We start from the raw sequence: 22,915 nt of genomic DNA on the forward strand, positions 1-22,915 counted from the left end.
AAATATACCGCATAAAAAATGCGCCAAATGCGCACATAGTCACGCTGGCGTGAAATCGGGCGCCAGGCCGGGCAATTCAGTTACTGCGGAGATTGACTTGTTGCCAGCATGTAGCTATCTTGGATTGGCATTGCCTGTTTATCAATACATAAAATAATGTATTGATCCGATATTTTTCTATGCAACCTTTGAGGAATGATATGAAAATCAAGGCTATTTTCTGTGTTGGCGCGCTATCCCTGCTGGCTTTTCTGCCGGTATCGCAAGCGGCCCAGCCAGGCGAGGCGCTCGCTGCGGCGGTACCGCTTGCGAAAGGCGTGGCGCTGTTTCCGCAAGAAGGCAATATCCCGCCGTTCCGCGGGTCCGGGCCCAGGTAAGGCCAACGCGGCAGCTTATGCGGCGCGGCGCCAGTCGAGGTAAGATGGCGGCTATTTCAAGACATTGAGAGGCCCGCGTGCGCGTGTTGCTGGTGGAAGACGATCCGATGATCGGGGAGAGCCTGGTCGAGGGCTTGCGCGGCGAGTGCTATGCCGTGGACTGGGTGCGCGATGGCCACGATGCGGAGCTGGCGCTGGCCGGCTTCGCCTACGATTTGATGCTGCTGGACCTGGGCTTGCCCGGTAAGGAGGGCATGGACGTGCTGCGCACCATGCGTGCGCGGGGCGCCGAGTTGCCCGTGCTGATCATCACGGCGCGCGACGGTACGCCGGCCCGCGTCGATGGGCTCGACAGTGGCGCCGACGATTACCTGGTCAAGCCGTTCGACCTCGACGAGCTGCTGGCGCGCATCCGCGCGCTGCTGCGCCGCCGCGTCAGCCGTTCGCGCTCCGTCATCGAGCACGGCGCGCTGATCCTCGACCTGGCCAGCCACGAGGTCACGTTCGAGGGCGAATTGATCAAGCTGCCGCCGCGCGAGTTTTCCGTGCTGCGCGCCTTGCTCGACCATCCGGGCAAGGTGGTGTCGAAGCGCCAGCTGAGCGAAAAGCTGTATGGCTGGGATTGCGAAGTGGAAAGTAATACCGTCGATGTGTACGTGTACCAGCTGCGCAAGAAGCTCGGTGCCGACTGCATCCAGACCGTGCGCGGTGTGGGCTACAAGATGCGGGTAGCATCTTGCTGACCATCCGCCGCCAGTTGCTGCTCGGTTTGCTTGCCGCCACCTTGCTGTGCGTGCTCGGCGCCGGCATTTCGCTGTTCCGTTCGCTGCTGGAAGAAACCAATGAACTGGCCGATCTGCAGCTACGCCAGCTGGCCGTGGCCTTGCCCGACGAATTCGAGACGCAGACGGGCCTGGCCGCCGCGCAAGACCCGGAAGAAGCGTTCGTGCTGCAGGCCTGGGACGAGGATGGCCAGCCATTGCCCGTCCTGCAGGGCCAGCCGGCACTGCCGCGCTATGCGCTGGCCGGTTTTGCCGATGTCGTGCTGCACGGCGAGGACTGGCGCCTGTACGGCGAAACGCGGCGCGGCCGCTACGTGCAGGTGGCGCAGGCGCAGGCCGTGCGCGACCAGCTGGCCTGGCAGATGACCATGCGGGCCGGCGCGCCCCTGCTGGTATTCGCGCTGATCCTGGCGCTGCTGATCGTCGCCGTCGTGGGGCGGGCGCTGGCGCCGCTGCACCGGCTGGCCGAATCCGTGGCGGGCCGTTCGCCGGACGCGCTCACGCCGCTGGCGGCCGACGACATGCCGCCAGAACTGCGGCCCGTGGCGCTGGCGTTGAATAGCCTGATGGGGCAGTTCGAAGCGGCGCTGACGGCGCAGCGCACCTTTGTTGCCGATGCGGCGCATGAATTGCGCTCGCCGCTGACGGCGCTGAAACTGCAGCTGCAGGTGGCCGAGCGGGCCGCCAGCGAGGAAGAACGCCGCGTGGCGCTGGCGCGGCTGCATGAGCGGCTGGACCGCAGCACGCACCTCGTGCGTCAGCTGCTCAGCCTGGCGCGCCACGAAACGGCGCTGGCGGCCAGCCAGCTGCACACGGTGGACCTGGGACAATTGCTGGAAGCGGCCGTGGCCGACCACAGCGCGCTGGCCGACAGCCGGGAGATCGACCTGGGCGTGGTGGAAACGTTGCCGGCCAGGGTGCTGGTACAGGCCGATCCCGATGGCTTGCAAGTGTTGCTGAATAACCTGATCGACAACGCCTTGCGCTACACGCAGCAGGGTGGCAGGGTCGACTTGCAGGCGGCCGTGGAAGAGGGCCGGCCCCTGCTGCGCGTGTCCGACAACGGTCCCGGCGTGCCGCAACAGCACCACGCGCGCCTGTTCGACCGCTTCTTCCGTCCCGACGGCAACGACGCCTGGGGCTGCGGCCTGGGCCTGTCCATCGTGCGCCATATCGCCGAGCACCACCAGGCCGATATCGCGCTGGCCGAGGGGGGCGAGGGACGGGGCCTGCAGGTGACGGTGCGTTTTCCGCAAGCGGCCTGAACGGACAAAAAAAAGCGGATGCCGGCGAGGGCATCCGCTTTTCAGTCACTGGCGAGGCGCTTACGCCAGCTCGGTGATGAATTGCTCGCGCGCGGGGCGCACTTTTTTCAAGTCCACCAGCCAGTCGCCTGCGTCGGCGCGGTAGCCGAGCGGCAGCATGACGACGGAACGCAGGCCTTTTTCACGCAGATTCAGGATTTCATCGACCTTGGCTGGATCAAAGCCTTCCATCGGCGTCGAATCGACCTTTTCCTGGGCCGCGGCGATCAGGGCCGTGCCCACGCCGATATACGCCTGGCGCGCCGCGTGCTGGTAGTTGGTTTCCGCATCGCGCTGCGGATACGTGGCCAGGATTTGCTGGCGGTAGGCTTCCCAGCCTTCATTCTTGAAGCCGCGCACGGTGTTGACCAGGTCAAAACGCGCGTTGATGCGTTCTGCCGTGTAATTGTCCCAGGCGGCGAACACCAGCAGGTGCGAGGCGTCCGTCACTTGCGACTGGTTCCATGCATGCGGCTTGATCTGTTCGCGCAGGGCCGGATTCGTCACGACGAAGACTTCGTAAGGATGCAGTCCGCTGGAGCTGGCCGTTAGGCGCACGGCTTCCAGGATGCGCTCGACCTTGTCTTGCGGCACCGTTTTCGTCGGGTCCATCTTCTTGGTGGCGTAGCGCCATTGCAGTGTTTCGAGCAGTGCGGACATATAAATCCCTTTCATAATGAATAGTTCAGATTGGAAATGATAGCGGATTCAGGCATTTCAAGTGCGGCGGGCAAAAGAACTTGTATAGCTGAGCCAGGCACGGTTGTCTACAGGCCAAGCATGGCAAGCTCATGCTGCGGGTAGCGCGCGCCCTGCACGGCGGCGGGCGCGATGGCGGCGCCGATGGCGCCCAGCTCGGCTTTGCTCAGGGTGATACGCGCGGCGGCCACATTCTCTTCCAGGTGCGCCAGGCTGCGGGCGCCCGGTATCGGCACGATATCGCTGCCTTGGGCCAGCAGCCAGGCCAGGGCCAGCTGGGCTGCCGTGGCGCCGCGCGCCGCCGCCAGGCGCTGCAGTTCAGCCACCAGCTTCGCGTTGGCTTCCATCGCCTGCGGCTGGAAACGGGGCAGGCTGTGGCGGTAGTCGTCCGGCGCCAGTGCGGCGCCGGATGCGAGCCGGCCCGTCAGGAAGCCCCGGCCCAGCGGGCTGTAGGGCACGAAGCCGATACCGAGCGCGCGGCAAGCGGGCAGCACCTCGGCTTCCACATCGCGGCTCCACAGCGAATACTCGGACTGGACGGCCGCAATCGGATGCACGGCGTGGGCGCGGCGCAGGGTGGCTGCCGACACTTCCGACAGCCCCAGGTGGCGCACCTTGCCGGCCCGCACCAGATCCGCCATGGCGCCGACGACGTCTTCGATGGGCACGGCGGGGTCCACGCGGTGCTGGTACAGCAAGTCGATGCAATCGATGCCCAGCCGGGACAGCGACGCTTCCACGGCCCGGACGATGTGTCCGGGGCGGCTGTCGACGCCCGCCATGCGTTCCACGCCCTGGCCGTGGGGCAAGATTCTGAAGCCGAACTTGGTGGAGATGTGGACCTTGCCGCGCAGTTGCTTCAAGGCGCGGCCCACCAGTTCCTCGTTGGCGTAGGGGCCGTAGACTTCCGCCGTATCGATCAGGGTCACGCCCAGTTCCACGGCGCGGTGCAGCACGCGCAGCGAGGTGGCCTCGTCCGCGCCGCCGTAGGCAAAGCTCATGCCCATGCAGCCCAGGCCGATGGGGGCGACGCGCAAGCCGGACTTGCCCAGTGTTCTGTGTTCCATTTTTCACTCCTCTTCAAAAAAAGATGCAAGGAGTATGGATGAAGCAACAGCATGCGATAAGATGGCTTATCCTGCATGCATTACTGAATTTTGTTCATGAATAATGTCTGACCTCAATGAATTGACGGCCTTTGCCGCCGTCGCCCGCCTGCGCAGCTTTCGCAAGGCGGCCCTTGAACGGGGCGTGTCCGCTTCCGCCCTCAGCCATGCGCTGCGGGCGCTGGAAGAGCGCCTGGGCGTGCGCCTGCTGAACCGCACCACGCGCAGCGTCACGCCGACCGAGGCGGGGCAGCAGTTGCTGGCGCGGCTGGCGCCGGCCATGCGCGAAATCGATGATGCCTTGCAGGACTTGAGCGCCTTGCAGGATGTACCCGCAGGCAAGCTGCGCCTGAACGTGCCCCGTCCGGCCGCCCGGCTGCTGCTGGCGCCCATGCTGGCCAGCTTTGTCGCCCGCTATCCGCGCGTGCAGGTCGAAGTGGTCACCGACGACGGCATGATCGATATCGTGCGCGACGGCTTTGACGCGGGCATCCGCTTCGGCGAGCAGGTGGCGGCCGACATGATCGCCGTGCCCGTGGGCGCGCCGCAACCGTTCGTCGTGGTGGCGTCGCCCGCCTACCTGGCGGCGCATGGGGCGCCAAGTACGCCGCGCGACTTGCTGGGGCATGCCTGCATCGGCCGGCGTTTTCCCAGCGGGCGCCAGTATGCGTGGGAGTTCGAGCAGGCAGGCGAGGGTGTCAGCATCGCCGTCGGCGGGCCGCTGGTGTTCGACGACGATGAACTGATGCTGCGCGCGGCCCGCGATGGCGCGGGACTGGCGTATCTGTACGAAGCCGATGCGCGCGCCGATATCGCGGCGGGACGCCTGGCGTGCGTGCTGGAACGTTGCCTGCCGCCGCCGCCCCGTTACTTCCTGTACTACCCGAGCCGGCGCCAGATGCCGCCCGTGCTGCGCGCCTTTGTCGACATGCTGCGCGCGCCGGCGATATAGTCAGCCGGTGTGCGGCGGCGCGGCGTGCTCGACCGGCCACTTGATGGTGAACAGGCTGCCGCCCGCCTTGCCACGCGTGCAGACGGCGCTGCCGCCATGCGCGCGCGCGATGGCTTCGACCACGGCCAGGCCCAGGCCGCTGCCCGCGTTCAGGTCGACCCTGTCGCTGTCGCCGCGGCGGAATGCTTCGAACACGTGCGGCGCCAGTTCCTCGGCAATGCCGGGGCCTGCATCTTCGACGCTCAGGTAGTACTGGCCGGCCTGCACGCGGGTGCGCACGCGCAGCAGGCCCGGATGCGCATAGCGGCGCGCGTTGTCGAGCAGGGCCAGCACGATTTGCCGGATGCGCGCCGCGTCGCAGCAGACGGGATGGTCGGACAGGTGCAGTTGCAGGGCAAAGCCGGCCGCTTCCATGTCCGGCGCCAGCAGGCGGCGCACTTCCTCGATTTCCAGCGTCAGGTCCGTCCATGCCATGCGCAGCTGCATATGGCCGCTGTCGGCCAGGCTCAGGGTGCGCAAGTCCTCGATCAGGCGGCCCAGGTCTTCCACTTGCGACAGCAGGCTGGAAAACGGCACTTCCTCTGGCTTGAAGACGCCATCGACGACGCCTTGCAGGGTGCCGCGCAGGATGGTCACGGGCGTGCGCAGCTCGTGCGCGATGGCCGCATTCCACGTCTCGCTTTCCTTGGCCGCCCGCTGCAGGCGCTCGGCCATGCTGTTGAAATCGTCGACCAGCATGGCCGTTTCACCCAGGGTGCGGTCGCCGGCGAAGGCGCGCGCGGACAGGTCGCCATGCGCCACGCGGCGCACGCTGTCCATCACGGAATTGATCGGTTTTAAAATGCGCGACGCGAGCTTGATGGCGAAGAACGCGGCCAGCAGCAAGCCAAAGATGGTAATCGACAGTATCCACAGCCATTCCACCGTCGTCGGCGACCAGTCGTCCGGCTCGGACAGCATGTTGGGGTCGATCTTGAAGACGACGGCGAAAAACGTCCACGAAAAAATCCAGATGACGAGGATGCTGATGACCATCAGCACGGACATCGACAGCACGATCTGCCGGTTCAAGCCTGTGAAGCGCATCAGAGGTCGCTTTCCAGGCGGTAGCCCACGCCGCGCAGGCTGGCCGGCATGTTCATCACGCCCGCTTCTTCCAGCTTCTTGCGCAGCTTGCTGACGTGGCTGTCCACCGTGCGTTCCATCGAATTGCTCTCGGGCATGCACGACTCCAGCAATTCCAGGCGGCTGCAGACGCGGCGCGGCGTGCGCGCCAGGTGGGCCAGCAGGCGGAACTCCGTCAAGGTCAGGCTCAAAGGCACGGGCGCGCCTTCGCGCAGCACGCTGGCCACATAGGTTTCCTGGTCGATCTCGATGGGGCCGCAGCGCAGGCGCTGGCCGCCGACGGGGTGGTGGCGCACGCGCGAGCGGCGCAGCACGGCGGCCACGCGGGCCACCACTTCGGCCGGATTGAAGGGCTTGATGATGTAGTCGTCGGCGCCCACGCGCAGTGCGGCCAGTTTATCGGCATCCTGGTCGCGCGCCGTCAGCATGATGACGGGCGTCTCGCCGCGCCGCCGCACTTCCGCCAGCACGCCCCAGCCATCGACACGGGGCATTTGCACGTCGAGCAGCAGCAGGTCCGGCGCCAGCGCCAGGTGCTGCTGCAGCGCTTCCTGGCCATCGTGCGCGAAGGCCGTGCGGTAGCCGTCGCGCTCCAGGTAGCCGGCGAGGATGCGGGCGATTTGCGGTTCATCTTCGGCGATCAGGACGAGGGCGGAAGGCGGCGTGGTGGCAAGGAAGGAGGGCTGGCTGGCGCTGTGATGATAGTTCATATAAATAGTCTAGCATTCTTCGCCGTCTCCATCGAATCTCCACATTTCTTTGACGGAACATCCATCTTGGCCTTCTATGCTCTTGTTATCTGTCGACCGGACCGCCGGTTGGGATCTGCCATAGAGAAAGACCATGCATCCGAGCCACCTCACCAAGAAAAACATGTTGATCGCCGCGGCACTGCTCAGCCTTGCCGCCTGTTCCAAACCCGCGCCGGAAGAAGGCGCCGCGCCGCCCGCCGCCGTTACTGTACTCAAGCTGCAAGCGGCGCCTGTCGTGCTCAGCGATGAATTGCCGGGCAGGGTGGCCGCTTTCCGCACGGCCGACATCCGCCCGCAGGTGGGCGGCATCGTGCTGCGCCGCCAGTTCGAGCAGGGCGCCGAAGTGAAAGCGGGGCAGAAGCTGTTCCAGCTGAACCCGGCGCCATTCCAGGCGGAGGTCGATTCGGCCGCCGCCGCCCTGCAGCATGCGGTGGCCACGGCGAACCGCGCCAGCAGCCAGGCCGACAGGTTGAAGCCGCTGGTGGAAGCGGACGCCATCAGCCGCCAGGCATATGACGATGCCGTGGCCCAGCGCGAGCAAGCCGTGGCCACCGTGGCCCAGGCGCGCGCGGCCCTGGCGCGCCGCCGCCTGGACCTGGCCTTTGCCAGCATCGATGCGCCCATTGCCGGGCGCATCGGCTCCGAACTGGTGACGGAAGGCGCGCTCGTGGGCCTGGCCGATGCCACGCCGATGGCGCGCATCCAGCAGATCGACAAGGTGTATGTCGACGTGCGCCAGCCGGCCGCCGCGCTGGCCGCGCTGCAAGCCTCCGGCACCGGCGGCGCCGACAAGCTGCCCGTGACCATTTTAGGCGCCGATGGCCAGCCGCATCCCGTCACGGGCCGCATCCTGTTCTCCGGCATCAGCGTCGATGCGGGCACGGGCGACGCCGTCATCCGCGTGCTGGTCGACAATCCGCAGCGCCAGCTGCTGCCGGGCATGTTCGTGCGCGCCCGCATCGCCCGCGCCGTGCAGGCAAATGGCGTGCTGCTGCCGCAGCAAGCCGTCCTGCACAGCAGCGGCGGCCAGGCGCAGGCCTGGGTGCTCGATGGCACGAACAAAGCAAGTCTTAAACCCATCAGCGTGGGCGACGTGATCGACCACCAGTACGTGGTCAACGGCGGCTTGAAGGCTGGCGAAACCGTCGTCATCGAAGGCCAGGAACGCTTGCAGCCGGGCGCCACCGCCGCACCGCAGCCATGGAAGCGCGCCGCAGCCGTTGCCGCCGCACCTGCCGTCAGCGCCGTGCGCTGACCCGTACATATTGAAAGTGTAACGACATGCCTCAATTTTTCATCAACCGCCCCGTCTTTGCGTGGGTGGTGGCGGTCTTCATCGTCCTGTTCGGACTGATCGCCATACCGCAATTGCCGATTGCGCGCTTCCCTTCGGTGGCGCCGCCCAGCGTCAGCATCAGCGCCAACTATCCTGGCGCCACGCCGCAAACCATGAACGATTCCGTGGTGGGTCTGATCGAACGCGAACTGTCGGGCGTCAAGCACCTGCTGTATTTCGAGTCGTCCACCGATACCTCGGGTTCGGCCTCGATCACCGTCACCTTCCAGCCGGGAACGAACCCGGAAATGGCGCAGGTGGACGTGCAAAACCGCCTGAAAGCCATCGAACCGCGCCTGCCGCAAGCCGTGCGGCAAAATGGCTTGACGGTGGAGTCCGCATCGTCCGGCTTCCTGATGATCGTCAGCCTGATTTCCGAGAATGGCCAGCATGACGAAGTGGCGCTGGGCGACTACCTGGCGCGCAACGTGACGGAAGAACTGCGCCGCATTCCCGGCGTGGGCAAGGTGCAGCTGTTCGGCTCCGAGCGTGCCATGCGGATCTGGGTCGACCCTGCCAAGCTGGTGTCGTACAACATCGCCATGGGCGAGCTGACGGCCGCCATCGCGCAGCAAAATGCGCAGATCGCCCCGGGCCGCCTGGGCGATTCGCCCGCCGTGCACGGCCAGCGCGTCACGATTCCGCTGACGGTGCAGGGCCAACTGCAAACGCCGGCCGAATTTGCCGCCATCGTGCTGCGCGCGAACGCGGATGGCTCGAAAGTGACCATCGGCGACGTGGCGAAAGTGTCGCTGGGCGCGCAAAGCTTCAATTTCAGCATCCGCGAAAACGGCCAGGCCGCTTCGGGCGCCGCCATCATGCTGTCGCCGGGCGCCAACGCCGTGCAGACGGCGGCCGCCGTGCGCGCGCGCATGGCCGAACTGGCGCACACCATGCCGGCCGGGATCAAGTATTCGGTGCCGTTCGATACGGCGCCGTTCGTGAAGATATCGATCGAAAAGGTCGTCGTCACCCTGCTGGAAGCGATGGTGCTGGTGTTCCTCGTCATGTACCTGTTCCTGCAAAAGATACGCTACACGCTGATTCCCGCCATCGTCGCGCCGATTGCCCTGATGGGCACCTTCACGGTGATGCTGATGGCCGGCTATTCCGTCAACGTGCTGACCATGTTCGGCATGGTGCTGGCGATCGGCATCATCGTCGACGATGCCATCGTCGTGGTGGAAGCCGTCGAGCGCCTGATGGCGACCGAAGGCTTGTCGCCGAAGGAGGCGACGTCGAAGGCCATGCGCGAAATCACCGGTGCCGTCGTGGGCATCACCCTGGTGTTGACGGCCGTGTTCATCCCGATGGCGCTGGCCAGCGGTTCCGTGGGCGCCATCTATCGCCAGTTCACCCTGGCCATGGCCGTGTCGATCCTGTTCTCTGCCTTTTTGGCGCTGACCCTGACGCCGGCCCTGTGCGCCACCATGTTGAAACCGATTGGTCCGCACGACCATGACAAGAAAGGCTTCTTCCTGTGGTTTGACCGCCAGTTCGAGCGCATGACGGCCCGCTATGAAAAGGGCGTGGTGGCGATGCTCAAACGCGCGGGCCGTTCGATGGTCGTGTATGGCGCCATCGTCGCGGCCCTGGGCGTGGCCTTCATGCAGCTGCCTTCGGCCTTTTTGCCGGAAGAAGACCAGGGCTACTTCATCACCTCGATCCAGCTGCCGTCCGACGCCACCATGGAGCGCACGCTCGATGTCGTCAAACTGTACGAGCAGCACGTGGCCACGCGGCCCGGCATCGAAGTGAATCAGTCGATCCTCGGCTTCAGCTTTTCCGGCGCGGGACCGAACGCGGGCCTGGCGTTCACCATGCTGAAGGACTGGAAACAGCGCAACGGCGCCACGGCGCAGGAAGAAGTGGCGCTGGCGCAGGAAGCCATGTCGCAGGCGAAGGAGGGCGTGATCATGAGCCTGATGCCGCCCGCCATCGATGAACTGGGCAACTCGTCCGGCTTTTCCATGCGCTTGCAAGACCGCGCCAACCAGGGTATCGCTGCCCTGCAGGCGGCGCAGAACCAGCTGCTGGGCCTGGCCGCGCAAAGCAGCAAGGTGGCGGGCGTGTATCCGGACGGCTTGCCGCCGGGCGCCAGCGTGCGCCTCGATATCGACCGCACCAAGGCGGAAGCGCTGGGCGTGTCGTTTACGGCCATTGCCGACATGCTGACGGCGGCCATGGGGTCGACCTATGTCAATGACTTTCCGAATGCGGGCCGCATGCAGCAGGTGATCATCCAGGCCGATGCGCCGTCGCGCATGCAGTTGAACGACGTGCTGGCCCTGCGCATCCGCAATAACGCGGGCGGCATGGTGGCCTTGGGCGAACTGGTGCGCCCCGTGTGGAGCGAGTCGCCGCTGCAACTGGTGCGCTACCAGGGTTATCCTGCGGCGCGCATTTCGGGCAGCGCGGCGCCGGGCGTATCGAGCGGCGACGCCATGCTGGAAATGGAGCGCCTCGTGAAACAGCTGCCGCCCGGCTTCGCGCTGGCGTGGACGGGGCAGTCGCTGCAAGAGAAGGAATCGGCGTCGCAAGCGCCCATGCTGATGGCGCTGTCGATGCTGGTGGTCTTCCTCGTGCTGGCGGCCCTGTATGAAAGCTGGAGCATTCCCGTCTCCGTGATGCTGGTCGTGCCTTTGGGCTTGCTGGGCGCCGTGCTGGCCGTGATGTTGCGCGGCATGCCGAACGATGTGTTCTTCAAGGTGGGCATGATCACGATCATCGGCCTGTCGGCGAAGAATGCGATCCTGATCGTCGAATATGCGCGCCAGTTGCAGGCGCAGGGCAAGGGACTGGTCGAGGCGACGGTGGAAGCGGCCCGCTTGCGTTTGCGTCCGATCTTGATGACGTCCTTGGCCTTCGCGCTGGGCGTCGTGCCGCTGATGCTGGCCACGGGCGCCAGCGCCGAAACGCAGCATGCGATCGGCACGGGCGTGTTCGGCGGCATGATTACCGCCACCGGGCTGGCCGTGTTTTTCGTGCCCGTGTTCTTTGTCGTGGTGCTGGGCGCCGTCGACAAGATGGGCAGCTATTTCAATAAACGCAGTAATCGCATCGCCGTCAAGGCGGTGGAAGGGGAGTTGTAATGCGTTGGTTTCATCTGTTACCGATCGCCGGGCTGTTGTCGGCGTGTTCATTGACGCCGCCGCTGGCCAAGCCGGCGGCGCCGATACCGGCCAGCTATGGCGAGGTCGCCGCGCCAGGCATGGCCGACACTGCGGCCGACCTGGGCTGGCGCCAGATGCTGCTCGATGCGCGCCTGCAGCGCCTGGTCGACATCGCACTGGAAAACAACCGCGACTTGCGCGTGGCATCCCTTAACGTGGAAGCCGTGCGGGCGCAGTACCAGATCCAGGATGCGGGCCGCTATCCGGCCATCGGCGCGAATGCGGGCGGCGTGCGCCAGCGCGGCGCCGACGCGGTGACCCAAAACCACGCAGTACAAAGCCAATTTTCTGCCGGCATCGCCATGAGCGCGTTCGAGATCGACCTGTTCGGCCGCCTGCGCTCCTTGTCGGACGCGGCGTTTGCGCGCTACCTGGCCACGCAGCAGGGCCAGCGCGCCGCGCACATGGCCCTGATCGGCGCCGTCGCCGATGCGTACCTGGAACAGCGGCTGGCCGAGGAGCAGCTGGCGCTGGCGCGGCAAACCCTGCTTGACTGGCGCCAGGCTTTGACCCTGACGCAGCGCCTGCACGGCGCGCAGCAGGGCAGCGGCCTGGACGTGGCGCAGGCGGAAGGACAGGCGGCCACGGCGGAAGCGGACGTGCAGGCCCGGGAGCGGGCCAGCGCCTTGGCTCGCAACAGTCTGGAACTGCTGCTGGGCGCGCCGCTGCCAACGGACTTGCCGGCGGGCCGGCCGCTCGATGGCCAGCCCGTGCTGACGCAGCTGCCGCCCGGCCTGCCGTCGGACTTGCTGGCGCGCCGTCCCGACATCCTGCAGGCGGAATACGCGCTGGTGGCGGCGAATGCGGAAATCGGCGCCGCCCGCGCCGCCTTCTTCCCCCGTCTGTCGCTGACGGCCTCGCTGGGCTTTGCCAGCCCTGAACTTGGCGACCTGTTCCGTGGCAGCGCGCGCAGCTGGTCGTTCGCGCCGCAAGTGACGCAGCCGCTGTTCCAGGGCGGCCAGCTGCGCGCGGAATTGCAACTGTCGCGCCTGCGCAAGGACGTGGCCGTGCTGCAATACGAGCAGGCCATCCAGGCGGCCTTCCGCGACGTGCGCGACGGGCTGGCCGGCAGCGCCACGTATGCGCAGCAGATCGATGCGCAGCAGCGCGTGGTGGTCGCGGCGCAGCAGCGCCAGCGGCTGTCGCAGCTGCGCTACGACGCGGGCCAGGACAGCCGCCTGGAATTGCTCGACGCGCAGCGCCAGTCGTATGCTGCCCAGCAAACCCTGCTCGACGTGCGGCGCGACCAGTTTAAGTCGTCCGTGGCCCTGTACAAGGCGTTGGGGGGAGGGCTGGCGGAGTAGCCCGCCTTGCGGGGTGGCGGCCAGCCGGGCGTGGGCTTGCCAGGCTACGCGCCGGGCCAGTCGATCAACAGCGGTTGCGGCATCCACGGGTGCCGGATGGCAGCCAGGTTCCACGGCAAGCGGCTCAGCAGTACATCGAAGGGATTGCGCGCGACAGCCAGCGTGCATTTCCCGTCGCCTTTTTGCAGTCGGCCTTCGCGCTGCAGAAAGACCTGGCGCAATCCCTCGGGCGAGGTTTGTCCCACCGCTGGCCAATGGCGCATCACGGCGGCCAGCACTTGTTCGCACAGGGCCCGTTCTTCTTCTCCGAGGGCGACGGGTGGAGCAGGGAAGTCCGGTTCCAGGCCGCACAGCAGCTTGTTCAGCAGCAATTGCTGCTCCGGTGCATCGCTCCTGCCATCGACCAGGTATTGCAGCAAGTGAACGGCGTGCGCGCCGTGTTCGCCGCGCAGCTGCGGCCTGCCATCGCCGCCAGTGGCGAGCAAGTCCAGCCGCTGGAACATTGCCGGCAGGAACGGGTGGAGCAGCACCAGGCCGGCGTTCCTGATGCCGGCGATGGCAGGCGAATTTGCAGCGTCGTTCATGCGTTTATCCCGTCTGTTACGCTGTAAACGCCCCAATAGGGCGGTTGCGCGCCAGGCTCCAGCCTGTCGTGTACTGGGTACCGGGCTGGCCATCCGCCTGCTGCACGCTGTGGCTCCAGAGTATTTCCGTAAAGCTCAGCTTGAACTGCTCGGTGGGCATGTCGTCGGGATGGGTTTGCAGCTGGATTTCGCTGATCAGGGCGTCGCGCAGGGCAATGGTGATGATGTTGGCCGTCTTGCTGCTCGAATAACGGGCGATGTACAGCCTGGTCGGCTGGGCCGCACCCCTGCCCAGTGGCTCGGCGCGCAGGCACAGTTCATACAGCTTGATGGACGTCTGGTCGACATATTTGACGCAGGTAAATTCCGTGATCACGGGCCGCCCTGACGTGCGCGCCGAATTGCTGACGTCCGTCGTCATTTGCTGTTTCATGCCCTGGTGCAGCGAGACCAGCTCGATGCACGGGCCCAAGTCCTGCAGGGCGCCGGCATCGCGCCAGATGGCGTCGATGCCGGCGCTGCCACCGTCCGGCATCTTGCCGAACACGAGTTCCGGGTTGCCGGGTTCCAGCAAGATCAAATCCATGGCGATGCTTCCTTCAAGTCAGTGTACACGGGCCTTCATGCGCTACAGGTGGATATTGCGCGGGTGTCGCCCTTGCCAACCCTCCTCGCCGTCGTCGTCGACAAGACAGACTTTTACCTGCGCCGTATTCGGTGACGTGAAGCGCACGATGACGGTGGCGCTCTGGCGGTCATGGGTGATGTACCACAGGGCGTCGCCTTGCGCCTGGCCGATGCTGTCCACGCGGCGCACCAGCAGGTCAGCCTGGCTGCGTTCCACCAGTGCCACGCTCAGCTGCGCTTCCTCCAACTTTGTTGTCTGATACACGATTGCCACGGTCCGCTCCATGTTGTTGATTTTCCTGCCCAAGACTATACACCGAAAAAGTTGCCTAAACACAACCATAAATCGAGCCGAAATAACTTTTTTTGTGCCACTGCATCCAAACGCCGGCCCGGCGCGTAGTACAGGGGTGCGCTCACCGCAACGGCGGCACGAGCGGCACTTCCACTCTTTCAGGGGCCACGATCATGCCGATACTACCGACCTTGCCATTTGCCAAGCTGCTGCTTGTTTCCGCCGTCGCCATGTCGCTCGCCGCTTGCGGCGGCGATGACCATGATGATGTCGTCGTCACGCCACCGCCGCCCGTGGTGGTGGCCGGCGATGTCTTCGTGCTCACCGCCAGCAACAAGTTGCTGTCGTTCGACCGCGCCACGCCAGCCACCATCCGCACCACGGCCACCGTGACGGGTTTGCAAACCGGCGAAAACCTGCTGGGCATCGATGTCCGTCCCGCCGATGGCCAGCTGTATGGCGTCGGCAGCACGGGGCGCATCTACAACCTGAATGGCGTGACGGGCGCTGCCACCGTGAAAGCCACCCTGGCGGCCGATGCCGGCGACACCACGGCGCCGTACACGGCACTGGCCGGCACGGAATTCGGCGTCGATTTCAACCCGGTGGCCGACCGCCTGCGCATCGTCAGCAACACGGGGCAAAGCCTGCGCATCAATGTCGATACGGGCGCGACCACGACGGATGGCAACATCAACGGCGGCGTGGCCAGCACCGCCATCACGGCCGCCGCCTATACCAACAGCTTCGCCGGCACGGCCAGCACCACTTTATTTGTCATTGACGCTGCCAACGCCACCCTGTACACGCAAAATCCGCCCAACAACGGCACCCTGGCCAGTGCCGTGCCGCTGGGCGTGGCGGCGACCGGCGTGGCCGGTTTCGACATCGATGCGCGCACGAATACGGGCTACGCCGTCATGACGGTGGCCGGCGTGCGCAACCTGTACACCCTGAACCTGGCCGCGACCACCGCCCCGGCGGCCCTGGTGGCGGCCATCGGCGTGACGGAAGAATTGCGCGGCATCGCCTTGAAAGCGCCGGCCGCGCCCATCGCCTATGGCTTGACGGACGACGCCCGCATCGTCACCTTCAAGACGGCCACGCCGAACACCCTGGACGCCAATGTGGCCGTCACGGGCCTGGCTGCGGGCGAACGCTTGCTGGGTTTTGACATCCGTCCCAAGGATGGCCTGCTGTACGGGATTTCCTCGGCGGGGCGCATCGTCACCATCGATCCGGCCACTGGCGCGGCCAGCGTCAAGGCGACGCTGGCCGCCGATGCGGCGGACGCCACCGCGCCCTACACGGCCATTGCCGGCACAGCCTTTGGCGTGGACTTCAATCCCGTCGCCGACCGCCTGCGCGTGATCGGCAACACGGGGCAAAGCTTGCGCATCAATGTCGATACGGGCGCCACCACCACCGATGGCGCCGTCAACCGGGCAGGGGCGACGCCGGCCGTGACGGCGGCGGCCTACAGCAACAGCTTTGCCGGCACGACGGCCACCATGCTGTTCGATATCGACACGGCCAGCGCCAGCCTCGCCCTGCAAAATCCGCCAAATGACGGTACCCTCGTCAACGTGGGGCTGCTGGGCGTGGCGGCGGCGGGCGACGTGGGCTTCGATATCGCGGGCGGCGCGAATGGCCTGGCCTTGGCGGCCTTGCGCACGTCGGCCACGGGCCCCAGTTCCCTGTACCGCATCGACCTGGCAACGGGCGCGGCGGTGTTGAGTGGCGGCGCGGCCACGCCGGCGGCGTCCGCCATCGGCAACGGCACGGTGGGGCTGGTGGATATCGCCATCGCGCTCAAGTAAGAAAATGCGCCGCAGCTTTGCTTTGATTCAATAATTCCAGTATTATGGAAATATTGTTGATATACGCAGGCTGCGGCGCATGGTGCCCGCGACGCCGCATCGAACGGGACCTCACCGCATGCTCACCGCTTTCCTGATCTTTCTTGCTACATTAACCCTCGTCATCTGGCAGCCGCGCGGCCTGGGCATCGGCTGGAGCGCCGTCATCGGCGCCTGTGTCGCCTTGCTGGCCGGCGTGATCCACTGGGGCGACATCCCCGTCGTCTGGCATATCGTGTGGAACGCCACCGGCACCTTCATCGCCGTGATCATCATCAGCCTGCTGCTGGACGCGGCCGGCTTCTTCGAATGGGCCGCGCTGCACGTGGCGCGCTGGGGCGGGGGCAGCGGACGAAAACTGTTCGTGCTGCTGGTCTTGCTGGGCGCGCTCGTTTCCGCCGTGTTCGCCAATGACGGCGCCGCGCTGATCCTGACGCCCATCGTCATCGCCATGCTGCGGGCGCTGAAGTTTTCCGCCAAGGCCACGCTGGCCTACGTGATGGCGGCCGGCTTCATCGCCGACACGGCCAGCCTGCCGCTGGTGGTGTCGAACCTGGTGAATATCGTCTCGGCCGATTTCTTCAAGATCGGCTTTGCCGAATATGCGTCCGTGATGGTGCCCGTCAACGTCGTCGCCGTGGGCGCCACCCTGGGGGCCTTGCTGCTCTTTTTTCACCGGGATATTCCCCGCGACTATGCAGTGGCGCAGCTGAAGCGCCCGGACGCCGCCATCCGCGACCTGGGCACCTTCCGCGCTGGCTGGCTGGTGCTGGCGCTGCTGCTGGTGGGATTCTTCTCGCAAGAACACCTGGGCGTGCCCATCAGCCTGATCGCCGCCGTGGGCGCCGCGCTGTTGCTGGGCGTGGCCGGCAAGGGCCACGTGATTTCCACGCGCCACGTGCTGCGCCATGCGCCGTGGCACATCGTCGTCTTTTCGCTGGGCATGTACCTGGTCGTGTACGGCTTGCGCAATGCGGGTTTGACGGCTTACCTGACGGACATGCTGAACCACTTTGCGCAGTACGGCGTGTGGGGCGCGGCCATGGGCACGGGCGTGCTGACGGCCTTGCTGTCGTCCGTGATGAACAACCTGCCGACGGTGCTCGTCGGTGCGCTGGCCATCGACCCGACGACGGCGCAGGGGGCCGTGCGCGAGGCGATGATCTACGCGAACGTCATCGGCAGCGACCTGGGCCCGAAGATCACGCCCATCGGCAGCCTGGCCACCTTGCTGTGGTTGCATGTGCTCGACAGCAAGAACATCCACATTTCCTGGGGATACTATTTCCGCGTCGGCATCGTGCTGACCGTGCCCGTGCTGCTGGTGACCCTGGCCGCGCTGGCGTTGCGCCTGGGGTGATGTCAGAGGGGAAGATAGTTCACTAGACGACCGGTCAGATTTTTTGCTATACTGGCTGCATGAGCAAAAAATCCTCCGCCGACATGCGCCAGCACCTGATCGACATCGCCAAGGCTTTGATGGCCGAGAAGGGCTATACGGCCGTGGGCCTGGCCGAACTGGTGGCGGCGGCCGGCGTGCCGAAAGGTTCCTTCTATTATTACTTCAAGTCGAAGGAAGAGTTTGGCCAAGCCTTGCTCGATGACTATTTCACCACCTATCTACAGACGGTCGACGCCTTGCTGGCGGGGCCTGGCAATGCCCGCGAGCGTTTGCTGGCCTATTTTGACTACTGGCGCGCGACGCAGGCCAGCAGCGCGCCGGAAGGAAAGTGCCTGGTGGTCAAGCTGGGCGCTGAAGTGTGCGACTTGTCCGTGGACATGGGCGCCGTGCTGCAGCACGGTACGGGCGCCATCCTGGACCGCCTGACGCAGTGCGTGGAAGCGGGCCATCTCGACGGTTCCGTGGCGGCGGCGACGACGCCGGCGCCGGCGCGCGTGCTGGCCGAATCCCTTTACCAGTTGTGGCTGGGCGCGTCCCTGATGGTCAAGGTGGCCAGGAGCGGCGGACCGTTCGACGCTGCCATGGCGACCACGCAACAGCTGCTGTCGTAGCCGTTTTTTTGATCATTAACTAGACGACCGGTCAGTTATGTCCGGTTTTTTCTGACTTAACATGAAAGCAATACGATGACCGAACAGCATGAAAGCGATTTATTTTCCCCGGTCGATCTGGGCGCGCTGGCATTGGCCAACCGCATCGTCATGGCGCCGCTCACGCGCAGCCGCATGGGCGACGATGGCGTGCCGAACGCCTTGCACGCCGAGTATTACGCCCAGCGCGCCAGCGCCGGCCTGATCATCAGCGAAGCGACGAATATTTCGGCCCAGGGCCGCGGCTATGCCCTGACCCCGGGGATATGGACGGATGAGCAGGTGGCCGGCTGGAAGCTGGTCACCGATGCCGTGCATGCGGCCGGCGGCAAGATCGTTTGCCAGCTGTGGCATGTGGGACGGTTTTCGCATGCCAGCCTGCAGCCCGATGGCGCCGCGCCCGTCGCGCCATCCGCCATCCGCGCCGAGGGCAGCACCTACACCGCCAGCGGCATGCAGCCCGTGTCCATGCCGCGCGCGCTGGCAACGGGGGAAATCGCCGGCGTCGTCGCGCAGTATGCGCATGCGGCCGCATGCGCGCTGCGCGCCGGTTTCGATGGCGTCGAAGTGCATTCGGCCAACAGCTACCTGCTCGACCAGTTCTTGCGCGACTCGACCAACCGGCGCACGGACGCTTATGGCGGCAGCATCGAAAACCGCGCGCGGCTGACGCTCGAAGTGACGCACGCCGTAGTGAAAGTGTGGGGCGCGGCGCGGGTCGGCATCCGCCTGTCTCCCGTCACGCCAGACGCGGGCAACACGCCGATCGACAGCGACGTGATGGCCACCTATGGCTACCTGATCGAACAGTTGAACCGGCATGGACTGGCGTATCTGCACTTCGTCGAGGGCGCCACGGCCACCTCGCGCGATGTGCCCGATGGCGTCGACCTCGATGCGCTGCGGGCGCTGTTCAACGGCCCGTACATCGGCAACAACCACTATGACTTGCCGCTGGCGCAGGCGCGCCGCGCGCAAGGCAAGGTCGATGCGGTGGCGTTTGGCCGTCCCTTCATCGCCAACCCGGATCTGGTGGCGCGACTGCGCCATGGCGTGGCGCTGGCCGTGGCGCCGCGCGAGGCGTATTACGGCGGTGGCGCCAACGGCTACACCGACTGGCCCGTCAGCCAGTTCTGATTTCTCTTCACCCACCCAAGGAGCGCAACATGAACAACACCACGTATGTGCAGGATTACCAGGCGATTGTCGCCGTGCTGAATCAATACAATGCGGGCGGCGCGCAGGCCGACAGCAGCATCATGCGTCCGGCTTTCAGCAGCCAGGCCACCATTTTCGGCGTCGATGGCGGCGATAAACTGACGGGCGGGCCCATTGAAGGCCTGTTCGAGATCATCGACAGCGCCTTCCGGCCATCGCCGCAGGCGAAGGCGGCCATCGTGCGCGTCGACATCGTGGGCACGGCGGCCAGCGCGCGCGTCGATACGGACGATATCTCGGGTTTCCGCTTTACCGACTTTTTCAATTTGCTCAAGGTGCAGGGCGAGTGGACCATCGTCAGCAAGATCTATCACACGCACGCGGGCGCCTGATGCACTGGCTGGGCGCCCGATGCTGTATCGTGTGGCGTCCAGCATGCGGGGAGAAGCAATGAAACTGATACTGATAGGCTCCACGGGCCTGGTGGGCCGCGAAGTGCTGCGCCTGGCGCTGAGTGACTCGCGCGTCACGGCCATCGTCGCGCCCGTGCGCAAAGCCTTGCCGGCGCATCCCAAGCTGGACGCGCCCCTTGTCGATTTCGACCGCTTGCCGGCGGATGCGCCCTGGTGGCAGGCCGATGCCGTCATCTGCACACTTGGCACGACCATGAAGGTGGCGGGCACGCGGCAGGCCTTCCGGCGGGTCGACCATGGCTATCCGCTGGCCGCGGCGCGGCTGGCGCTGGCGGCCGGCACGCCCACGTATGCGCTCAATTCCGCCGCCGGCGCCGACGCGGCCTCGCGTTTCTTCTATAACCGCGTCAAGGGCGAGCTGGAACGCGACCTGGAAGCGCTGGGTTTCAGATCGCTCACGCACGTGCGGCCGGGCCTGATCGGCGGCGAACGCGAGGAGGCGCGGGCGGGCGAGGGCGCCGCCTTGCGCATCCTGCGCGTGCTGGCTCCCGTGCTGCCGCGCCGCTGGCGCATCAATCCCGCGCCGCGTATCGCCAGCGCCTTGCTGGAAGCGGCGATTGCCGCCGCGCCGGGCGTGCACATGGTGACGTCCGAGCACCTTTTGTGAACGCGCCCCCGTATAATTCTCGTTCATCTACTTGCGAGTACAGACAATGCAGACAGTACGTGTTTACCAGGCCAGCGACCGCGACGCCTGCCTGGCCCTCTTCGACGGCAATACGCCGCGCTTTTTCGACCCTTCGGAGCGCGTCCGCTTTGCCGCCTGGATCGATGCAGCGGCGCAGCCCTATCTTGTCATCGAGCGCCTCATCGATGGTGATGCGCGCATCGTCGCCTGCGGCGGCCACGCCATCGAGGCGGATGGCATGACCGCCAGCCTGTCCTGGGGCATGGTGGCGCAGGATCTGCACGGCCAGGGGCTGGGCCAGGCACTGACGCAGGCGCGCCTCGATGCGATCAGCGCCATGCCGCAGCTGACCAGTGTGACCATGAATACCAGCCAGTACACGCAGGGTTTTTATGCGCGCTTCGGCTTCGTGGCCGTGAAGGTGACGCCGGATGGCATCGGACCCGGCCTCGATCAATGGGATATGGTTTTGCCGCTGCCGCGCGCCGGGGGCGTTGATGGAAGCCGCTGACCACCATATCGCCCCGGTGCCGCTGGAAAAAGCCTACCGCCTGCTCAATCACGGCCCGTCCATCCTCGTTTCGGCCCGCCATGGCGGCATCGATAACGTGATGGCCGCCGCCTGGGCTTGCGCCCTCGATTTCGCGCCGCCGAAACTGACCGTGGTGCTGGACAAGGCAACGCGCACGCGCGCGCTGGTCGAAGGCAGCGGCACGTTTGTCATCCAGGTGCCGACGGCGGCGCAGTTGCAACTGACCCACGCCGTCGGCACGCACAGCCTCGATGCGCAGCCCGATAAGCTGGCGCGCGCTGGCGTGCAGCTGTTTCACATGGACGGCGTTGATGTGCCGTTAGTGGCCGGCTGCTCCGCCTGGCTGGCCTGTCGTTTGATCCCCGAACCGCACAACCAGACGGCGTATGACCTGTTCATCGGCGAAGTGGTGGGCGCCTGGGCCGACACGCGCGTGTTCCGCGACGGGCACTGGCATTTCGAACAGGCCGATCCATCCTGGCGCAGCCTGCACTACATCGCCGGCGGGCGCTTCTATGCGATCGGCGAGGCGCTCGATGCTGCCCCGCGCTGACCCGCTGGCGGGCCAGGCCGCCACCACGCCGCTCGTCATCGTCGCCAGCAGCGGCACCGGTGGCGACATGCAGCCGTTTATCGCGCTGGCGCAGGGCTTGCAGCAACGGGGCCGGCGCGTGCTGCTGCTGGTGCCGGGCTGGCAGGAAGCGGCCGCGCAAGCCTCGCGGCTGCCATATCGCACCTTCGGCAGCGCGGAAGAGGGCCAGGCCATGCTGGACGACCCCGGCCTGTGGGATGAGCGCAAGGGCTGGGGCGTGGTGTGGAATGGCCTCGTGCCGCACCTGGGCGCCGTGCGCGACGTCGTGCAAGGCTTGCCGGCCGATGAGGCTTGCGTGGTGCTGTGCCATCCCATCCTCGTGCCGATGGCGGCCCTGGCGCGCTCCGCGCGGCCGGACCTGCGCATCGTCGCGGCGTATCTGGCGCCATCGAACCTGTGCAGCAGCCATGATTTCCTGGCGGCCGGCTCCTTGCGCATTCCCGCCTGGGTGCCGCTGGCCTGGCGCCAGGCCCTGTGGCGGATGATCCACCGCGGCATGATCGATCCGGTGATGCTGCCTGGCCTGAACGGCGCGCGCGCGCAGCACGGCTTGCCGCCGGAAGCGCATTTTTTTGCACATATGCTGGCCGCGCCGGACGCCTCGCTCGGCTTGTTTCCCGCGTGGTTCGCCGCCCCGCAGGCGGACTGGCCGCCGCATTTCGCGCAAGCCGATTTCGCCGGCGCCGCCACGCATGGCGCTGCGGCGCTGCCACCGGAGCTGGAACGTTTTCTGGGCGAGGGCGAGCCACCCATCGTGTTTACGCCCGGTACCGGGCACCAGCACGCGCAGCGCTATTTCAGCATCGCCCTCGCAGTCTTGCAGCGGCTGGGGCGGCGCGGCCTGTTCCTCACGCCCCATGCGGCGCAACTGCCGCAGCACTTGCCGGCCAGCGTCATGTGGCAAGCGCACGCACCGTTTGCGGCGCTGTTGCCGCGCACGGCGGCCGTGGTGCACCATGGCGGCATCGGCACCAGCGCGGACGCCTTCCGCGCGGGCATCCCGCAATTGATCGTGCCGTTCGCGTACGACCAGTTCGACAATGGCTGGCGCGCCAAACGGCTCGGTGTGGGGGATGTCTTGCTGGCCAGGCGCCTGTCGGCGGGGCGCATGCAGCGGCAGCTGGCGCGCCAGATGGGGCAGGGGCTCGAATCAGCGCGCCTGCTGGATCACGTCGAAGCGGCCCTGGCAGCTTAGTCCGCCCAGG

At 66.1% G+C, this 22,915-nt stretch carries 23 protein-coding genes; 16 read left to right on the forward strand and 7 right to left on the reverse strand.

From position 1 onward, the window contains the following. The first annotated feature begins 200 nt into the window (after window positions 1-200). The 3 genes from BLT98_RS29310 (at window position 201) to BLT98_RS27645 (ending at window position 2,424) form a co-directional block, all read left to right on the forward strand. Window positions 201-377 (forward strand): hypothetical protein, encoded by a 177-nt coding sequence (locus tag BLT98_RS29310; protein ID WP_170846515.1) that lies wholly within the window; start codon window positions 201-203, stop codon window positions 375-377. A gap of 77 nt (window positions 378-454) precedes the next feature. Continuing rightward, the gene (locus tag BLT98_RS27640) at window positions 455-1,120 is read left to right on the forward strand and encodes a response regulator transcription factor (RefSeq protein WP_034788094.1); all 666 of its coding nucleotides are present in this window, start codon (window positions 455-457) and stop codon (window positions 1,118-1,120) included. Continuing rightward, entirely contained in the window at window positions 1,114-2,424 is a 1,311-nt protein-coding gene (locus BLT98_RS27645; RefSeq protein ID WP_034788095.1) for an ATP-binding protein, read from the forward strand. Before BLT98_RS27640 ends, BLT98_RS27645 begins: the two co-directional genes overlap by 7 nt. Before the next feature lie 60 nt (window positions 2,425-2,484). Here the strand turns inward: BLT98_RS27645 and BLT98_RS27650 are convergent, their stop codons facing one another. Together BLT98_RS27650 and BLT98_RS27655 are read right to left on the reverse strand one after the other, a co-directional pair. Beyond that, the gene (locus BLT98_RS27650) at window positions 2,485-3,123 is read right to left on the reverse strand and encodes an NAD(P)H-dependent oxidoreductase (protein ID WP_034788098.1); all 639 of its coding nucleotides are present in this window, start codon (window positions 3,121-3,123) and stop codon (window positions 2,485-2,487) included. A 107-nt stretch (window positions 3,124-3,230) separates the two neighbouring features. Next, window positions 3,231-4,229, reverse strand: coding sequence for an aldo/keto reductase (locus tag BLT98_RS27655; protein ID WP_092613451.1), 999 nt, complete (start codon window positions 4,227-4,229; stop codon window positions 3,231-3,233). A gap of 103 nt (window positions 4,230-4,332) precedes the next feature. Between BLT98_RS27655 and BLT98_RS27660 the strand changes: the two genes are divergently transcribed. Next, entirely contained in the window at window positions 4,333-5,220 is an 888-nt protein-coding gene (locus BLT98_RS27660; protein ID WP_092613453.1) for a LysR family transcriptional regulator, read from the forward strand. Here BLT98_RS27660 and BLT98_RS27665 read toward each other — a convergent pair whose 3' ends face one another. Next, on the reverse strand, window positions 5,221-6,306 hold the full coding sequence (locus BLT98_RS27665) for an ATP-binding protein (RefSeq protein ID WP_092613455.1): 1,086 nt from the start codon (window positions 6,304-6,306) through the stop codon (window positions 5,221-5,223). Continuing rightward, window positions 6,306-7,055 carry a response regulator gene (locus BLT98_RS27670; protein WP_070256500.1) on the reverse strand — a complete coding sequence of 250 codons (750 nt, stop codon included), beginning with the start codon at window positions 7,053-7,055 and terminating at the stop codon, window positions 6,306-6,308. The genes BLT98_RS27665 and BLT98_RS27670 overlap by 1 nt, the downstream gene beginning before the upstream one ends. Before the next feature lie 133 nt (window positions 7,056-7,188). On the opposite strand from BLT98_RS27670, the gene BLT98_RS27675 reads away from it, so the two are divergent. From BLT98_RS27675 to BLT98_RS27685, 3 genes are read left to right on the forward strand one after another with little or no spacing between them, the layout of a single operon-like run. Beyond that, window positions 7,189-8,352: an efflux RND transporter periplasmic adaptor subunit gene (locus BLT98_RS27675; RefSeq protein ID WP_092613457.1), complete on the forward strand. Its 1,164-nt coding sequence runs from the start codon at window positions 7,189-7,191 to the stop codon at window positions 8,350-8,352. A 26-nt stretch (window positions 8,353-8,378) separates the two neighbouring features. Next, a complete protein-coding gene (locus BLT98_RS27680; protein ID WP_092613459.1) occupies window positions 8,379-11,525 on the forward strand; it encodes an efflux RND transporter permease subunit in 3,147 nt (1,048 codons plus the stop codon). Continuing rightward, window positions 11,525-12,910 carry an efflux transporter outer membrane subunit gene (locus BLT98_RS27685; protein WP_092613461.1) on the forward strand — a complete coding sequence of 462 codons (1,386 nt, stop codon included), beginning with the start codon at window positions 11,525-11,527 and terminating at the stop codon, window positions 12,908-12,910. Before BLT98_RS27680 ends, BLT98_RS27685 begins: the two co-directional genes overlap by 1 nt. 44 nt (window positions 12,911-12,954) lie before the next feature. Here the strand turns inward: BLT98_RS27685 and BLT98_RS27690 are convergent, their stop codons facing one another. The 3 genes from BLT98_RS27690 to BLT98_RS27700 are packed head-to-tail and all read right to left on the reverse strand — an operon-like array spanning window position 12,955 to window position 14,395. Further along, a complete protein-coding gene (locus tag BLT98_RS27690; RefSeq protein ID WP_092613462.1) occupies window positions 12,955-13,494 on the reverse strand; it encodes a contractile injection system tape measure protein in 540 nt (179 codons plus the stop codon). 16 nt (window positions 13,495-13,510) lie between these two features. Continuing rightward, window positions 13,511-14,080, reverse strand: a complete 570-nt coding sequence (locus BLT98_RS27695; RefSeq protein ID WP_092613464.1) for an Hcp family type VI secretion system effector — start codon at window positions 14,078-14,080, stop codon at window positions 13,511-13,513. A gap of 42 nt (window positions 14,081-14,122) precedes the next feature. Then, on the reverse strand, window positions 14,123-14,395 hold the full coding sequence (locus tag BLT98_RS27700) for a 7(1) septoil knot domain-containing protein (protein WP_092613656.1): 273 nt from the start codon (window positions 14,393-14,395) through the stop codon (window positions 14,123-14,125). A 194-nt stretch (window positions 14,396-14,589) separates the two neighbouring features. On the opposite strand from BLT98_RS27700, the gene BLT98_RS27705 reads away from it, so the two are divergent. The 9 genes from BLT98_RS27705 (at window position 14,590) to BLT98_RS27745 (ending at window position 22,905) form a co-directional block, all read left to right on the forward strand. Next, entirely contained in the window at window positions 14,590-16,236 is a 1,647-nt protein-coding gene (locus BLT98_RS27705; protein ID WP_092613466.1) for a DUF4394 domain-containing protein, read from the forward strand. Window positions 16,237-16,354: 118 nt separating this feature from the next. Then, entirely contained in the window at window positions 16,355-17,635 is a 1,281-nt protein-coding gene (locus BLT98_RS27710; RefSeq protein ID WP_092613468.1) for an arsenic transporter, read from the forward strand. Window positions 17,636-17,694: 59 nt separating this feature from the next. Continuing rightward, complete coding sequence (locus tag BLT98_RS27715; protein WP_211615130.1) at window positions 17,695-18,288, forward strand: TetR/AcrR family transcriptional regulator; 594 nt, start codon at window positions 17,695-17,697, stop codon at window positions 18,286-18,288. Window positions 18,289-18,363: 75 nt separating this feature from the next. Next, the gene (locus tag BLT98_RS27720) at window positions 18,364-19,464 is read left to right on the forward strand and encodes an alkene reductase (RefSeq protein ID WP_092613470.1); all 1,101 of its coding nucleotides are present in this window, start codon (window positions 18,364-18,366) and stop codon (window positions 19,462-19,464) included. A gap of 29 nt (window positions 19,465-19,493) precedes the next feature. Next, complete coding sequence (locus BLT98_RS27725; RefSeq protein ID WP_070256481.1) at window positions 19,494-19,877, forward strand: nuclear transport factor 2 family protein; 384 nt, start codon at window positions 19,494-19,496, stop codon at window positions 19,875-19,877. Between the two features lie 58 nt (window positions 19,878-19,935). Further along, the gene (locus BLT98_RS27730) at window positions 19,936-20,565 is read left to right on the forward strand and encodes a Rossmann-fold NAD(P)-binding domain-containing protein (protein WP_092613472.1); all 630 of its coding nucleotides are present in this window, start codon (window positions 19,936-19,938) and stop codon (window positions 20,563-20,565) included. A gap of 46 nt (window positions 20,566-20,611) precedes the next feature. Further along, window positions 20,612-21,097 (forward strand): GNAT family N-acetyltransferase, encoded by a 486-nt coding sequence (locus BLT98_RS27735; RefSeq protein ID WP_092613474.1) that lies wholly within the window; start codon window positions 20,612-20,614, stop codon window positions 21,095-21,097. Next, window positions 21,084-21,671 (forward strand): flavin reductase family protein, encoded by a 588-nt coding sequence (locus tag BLT98_RS27740; protein WP_092613475.1) that lies wholly within the window; start codon window positions 21,084-21,086, stop codon window positions 21,669-21,671. The genes BLT98_RS27735 and BLT98_RS27740 overlap by 14 nt, the downstream gene beginning before the upstream one ends. Then, entirely contained in the window at window positions 21,655-22,905 is a 1,251-nt protein-coding gene (locus tag BLT98_RS27745; protein ID WP_170846516.1) for a nucleotide disphospho-sugar-binding domain-containing protein, read from the forward strand. The genes BLT98_RS27740 and BLT98_RS27745 overlap by 17 nt, the downstream gene beginning before the upstream one ends. The last annotated feature ends 10 nt before the right edge of the window (window positions 22,906-22,915 follow it).

Source organism: Janthinobacterium sp. YR213 (genome assembly GCF_900099875.1).
In the GTDB taxonomy this organism is placed as follows: Bacteria; Pseudomonadota; Gammaproteobacteria; order Burkholderiales; family Burkholderiaceae_D; genus Janthinobacterium; species Janthinobacterium lividum.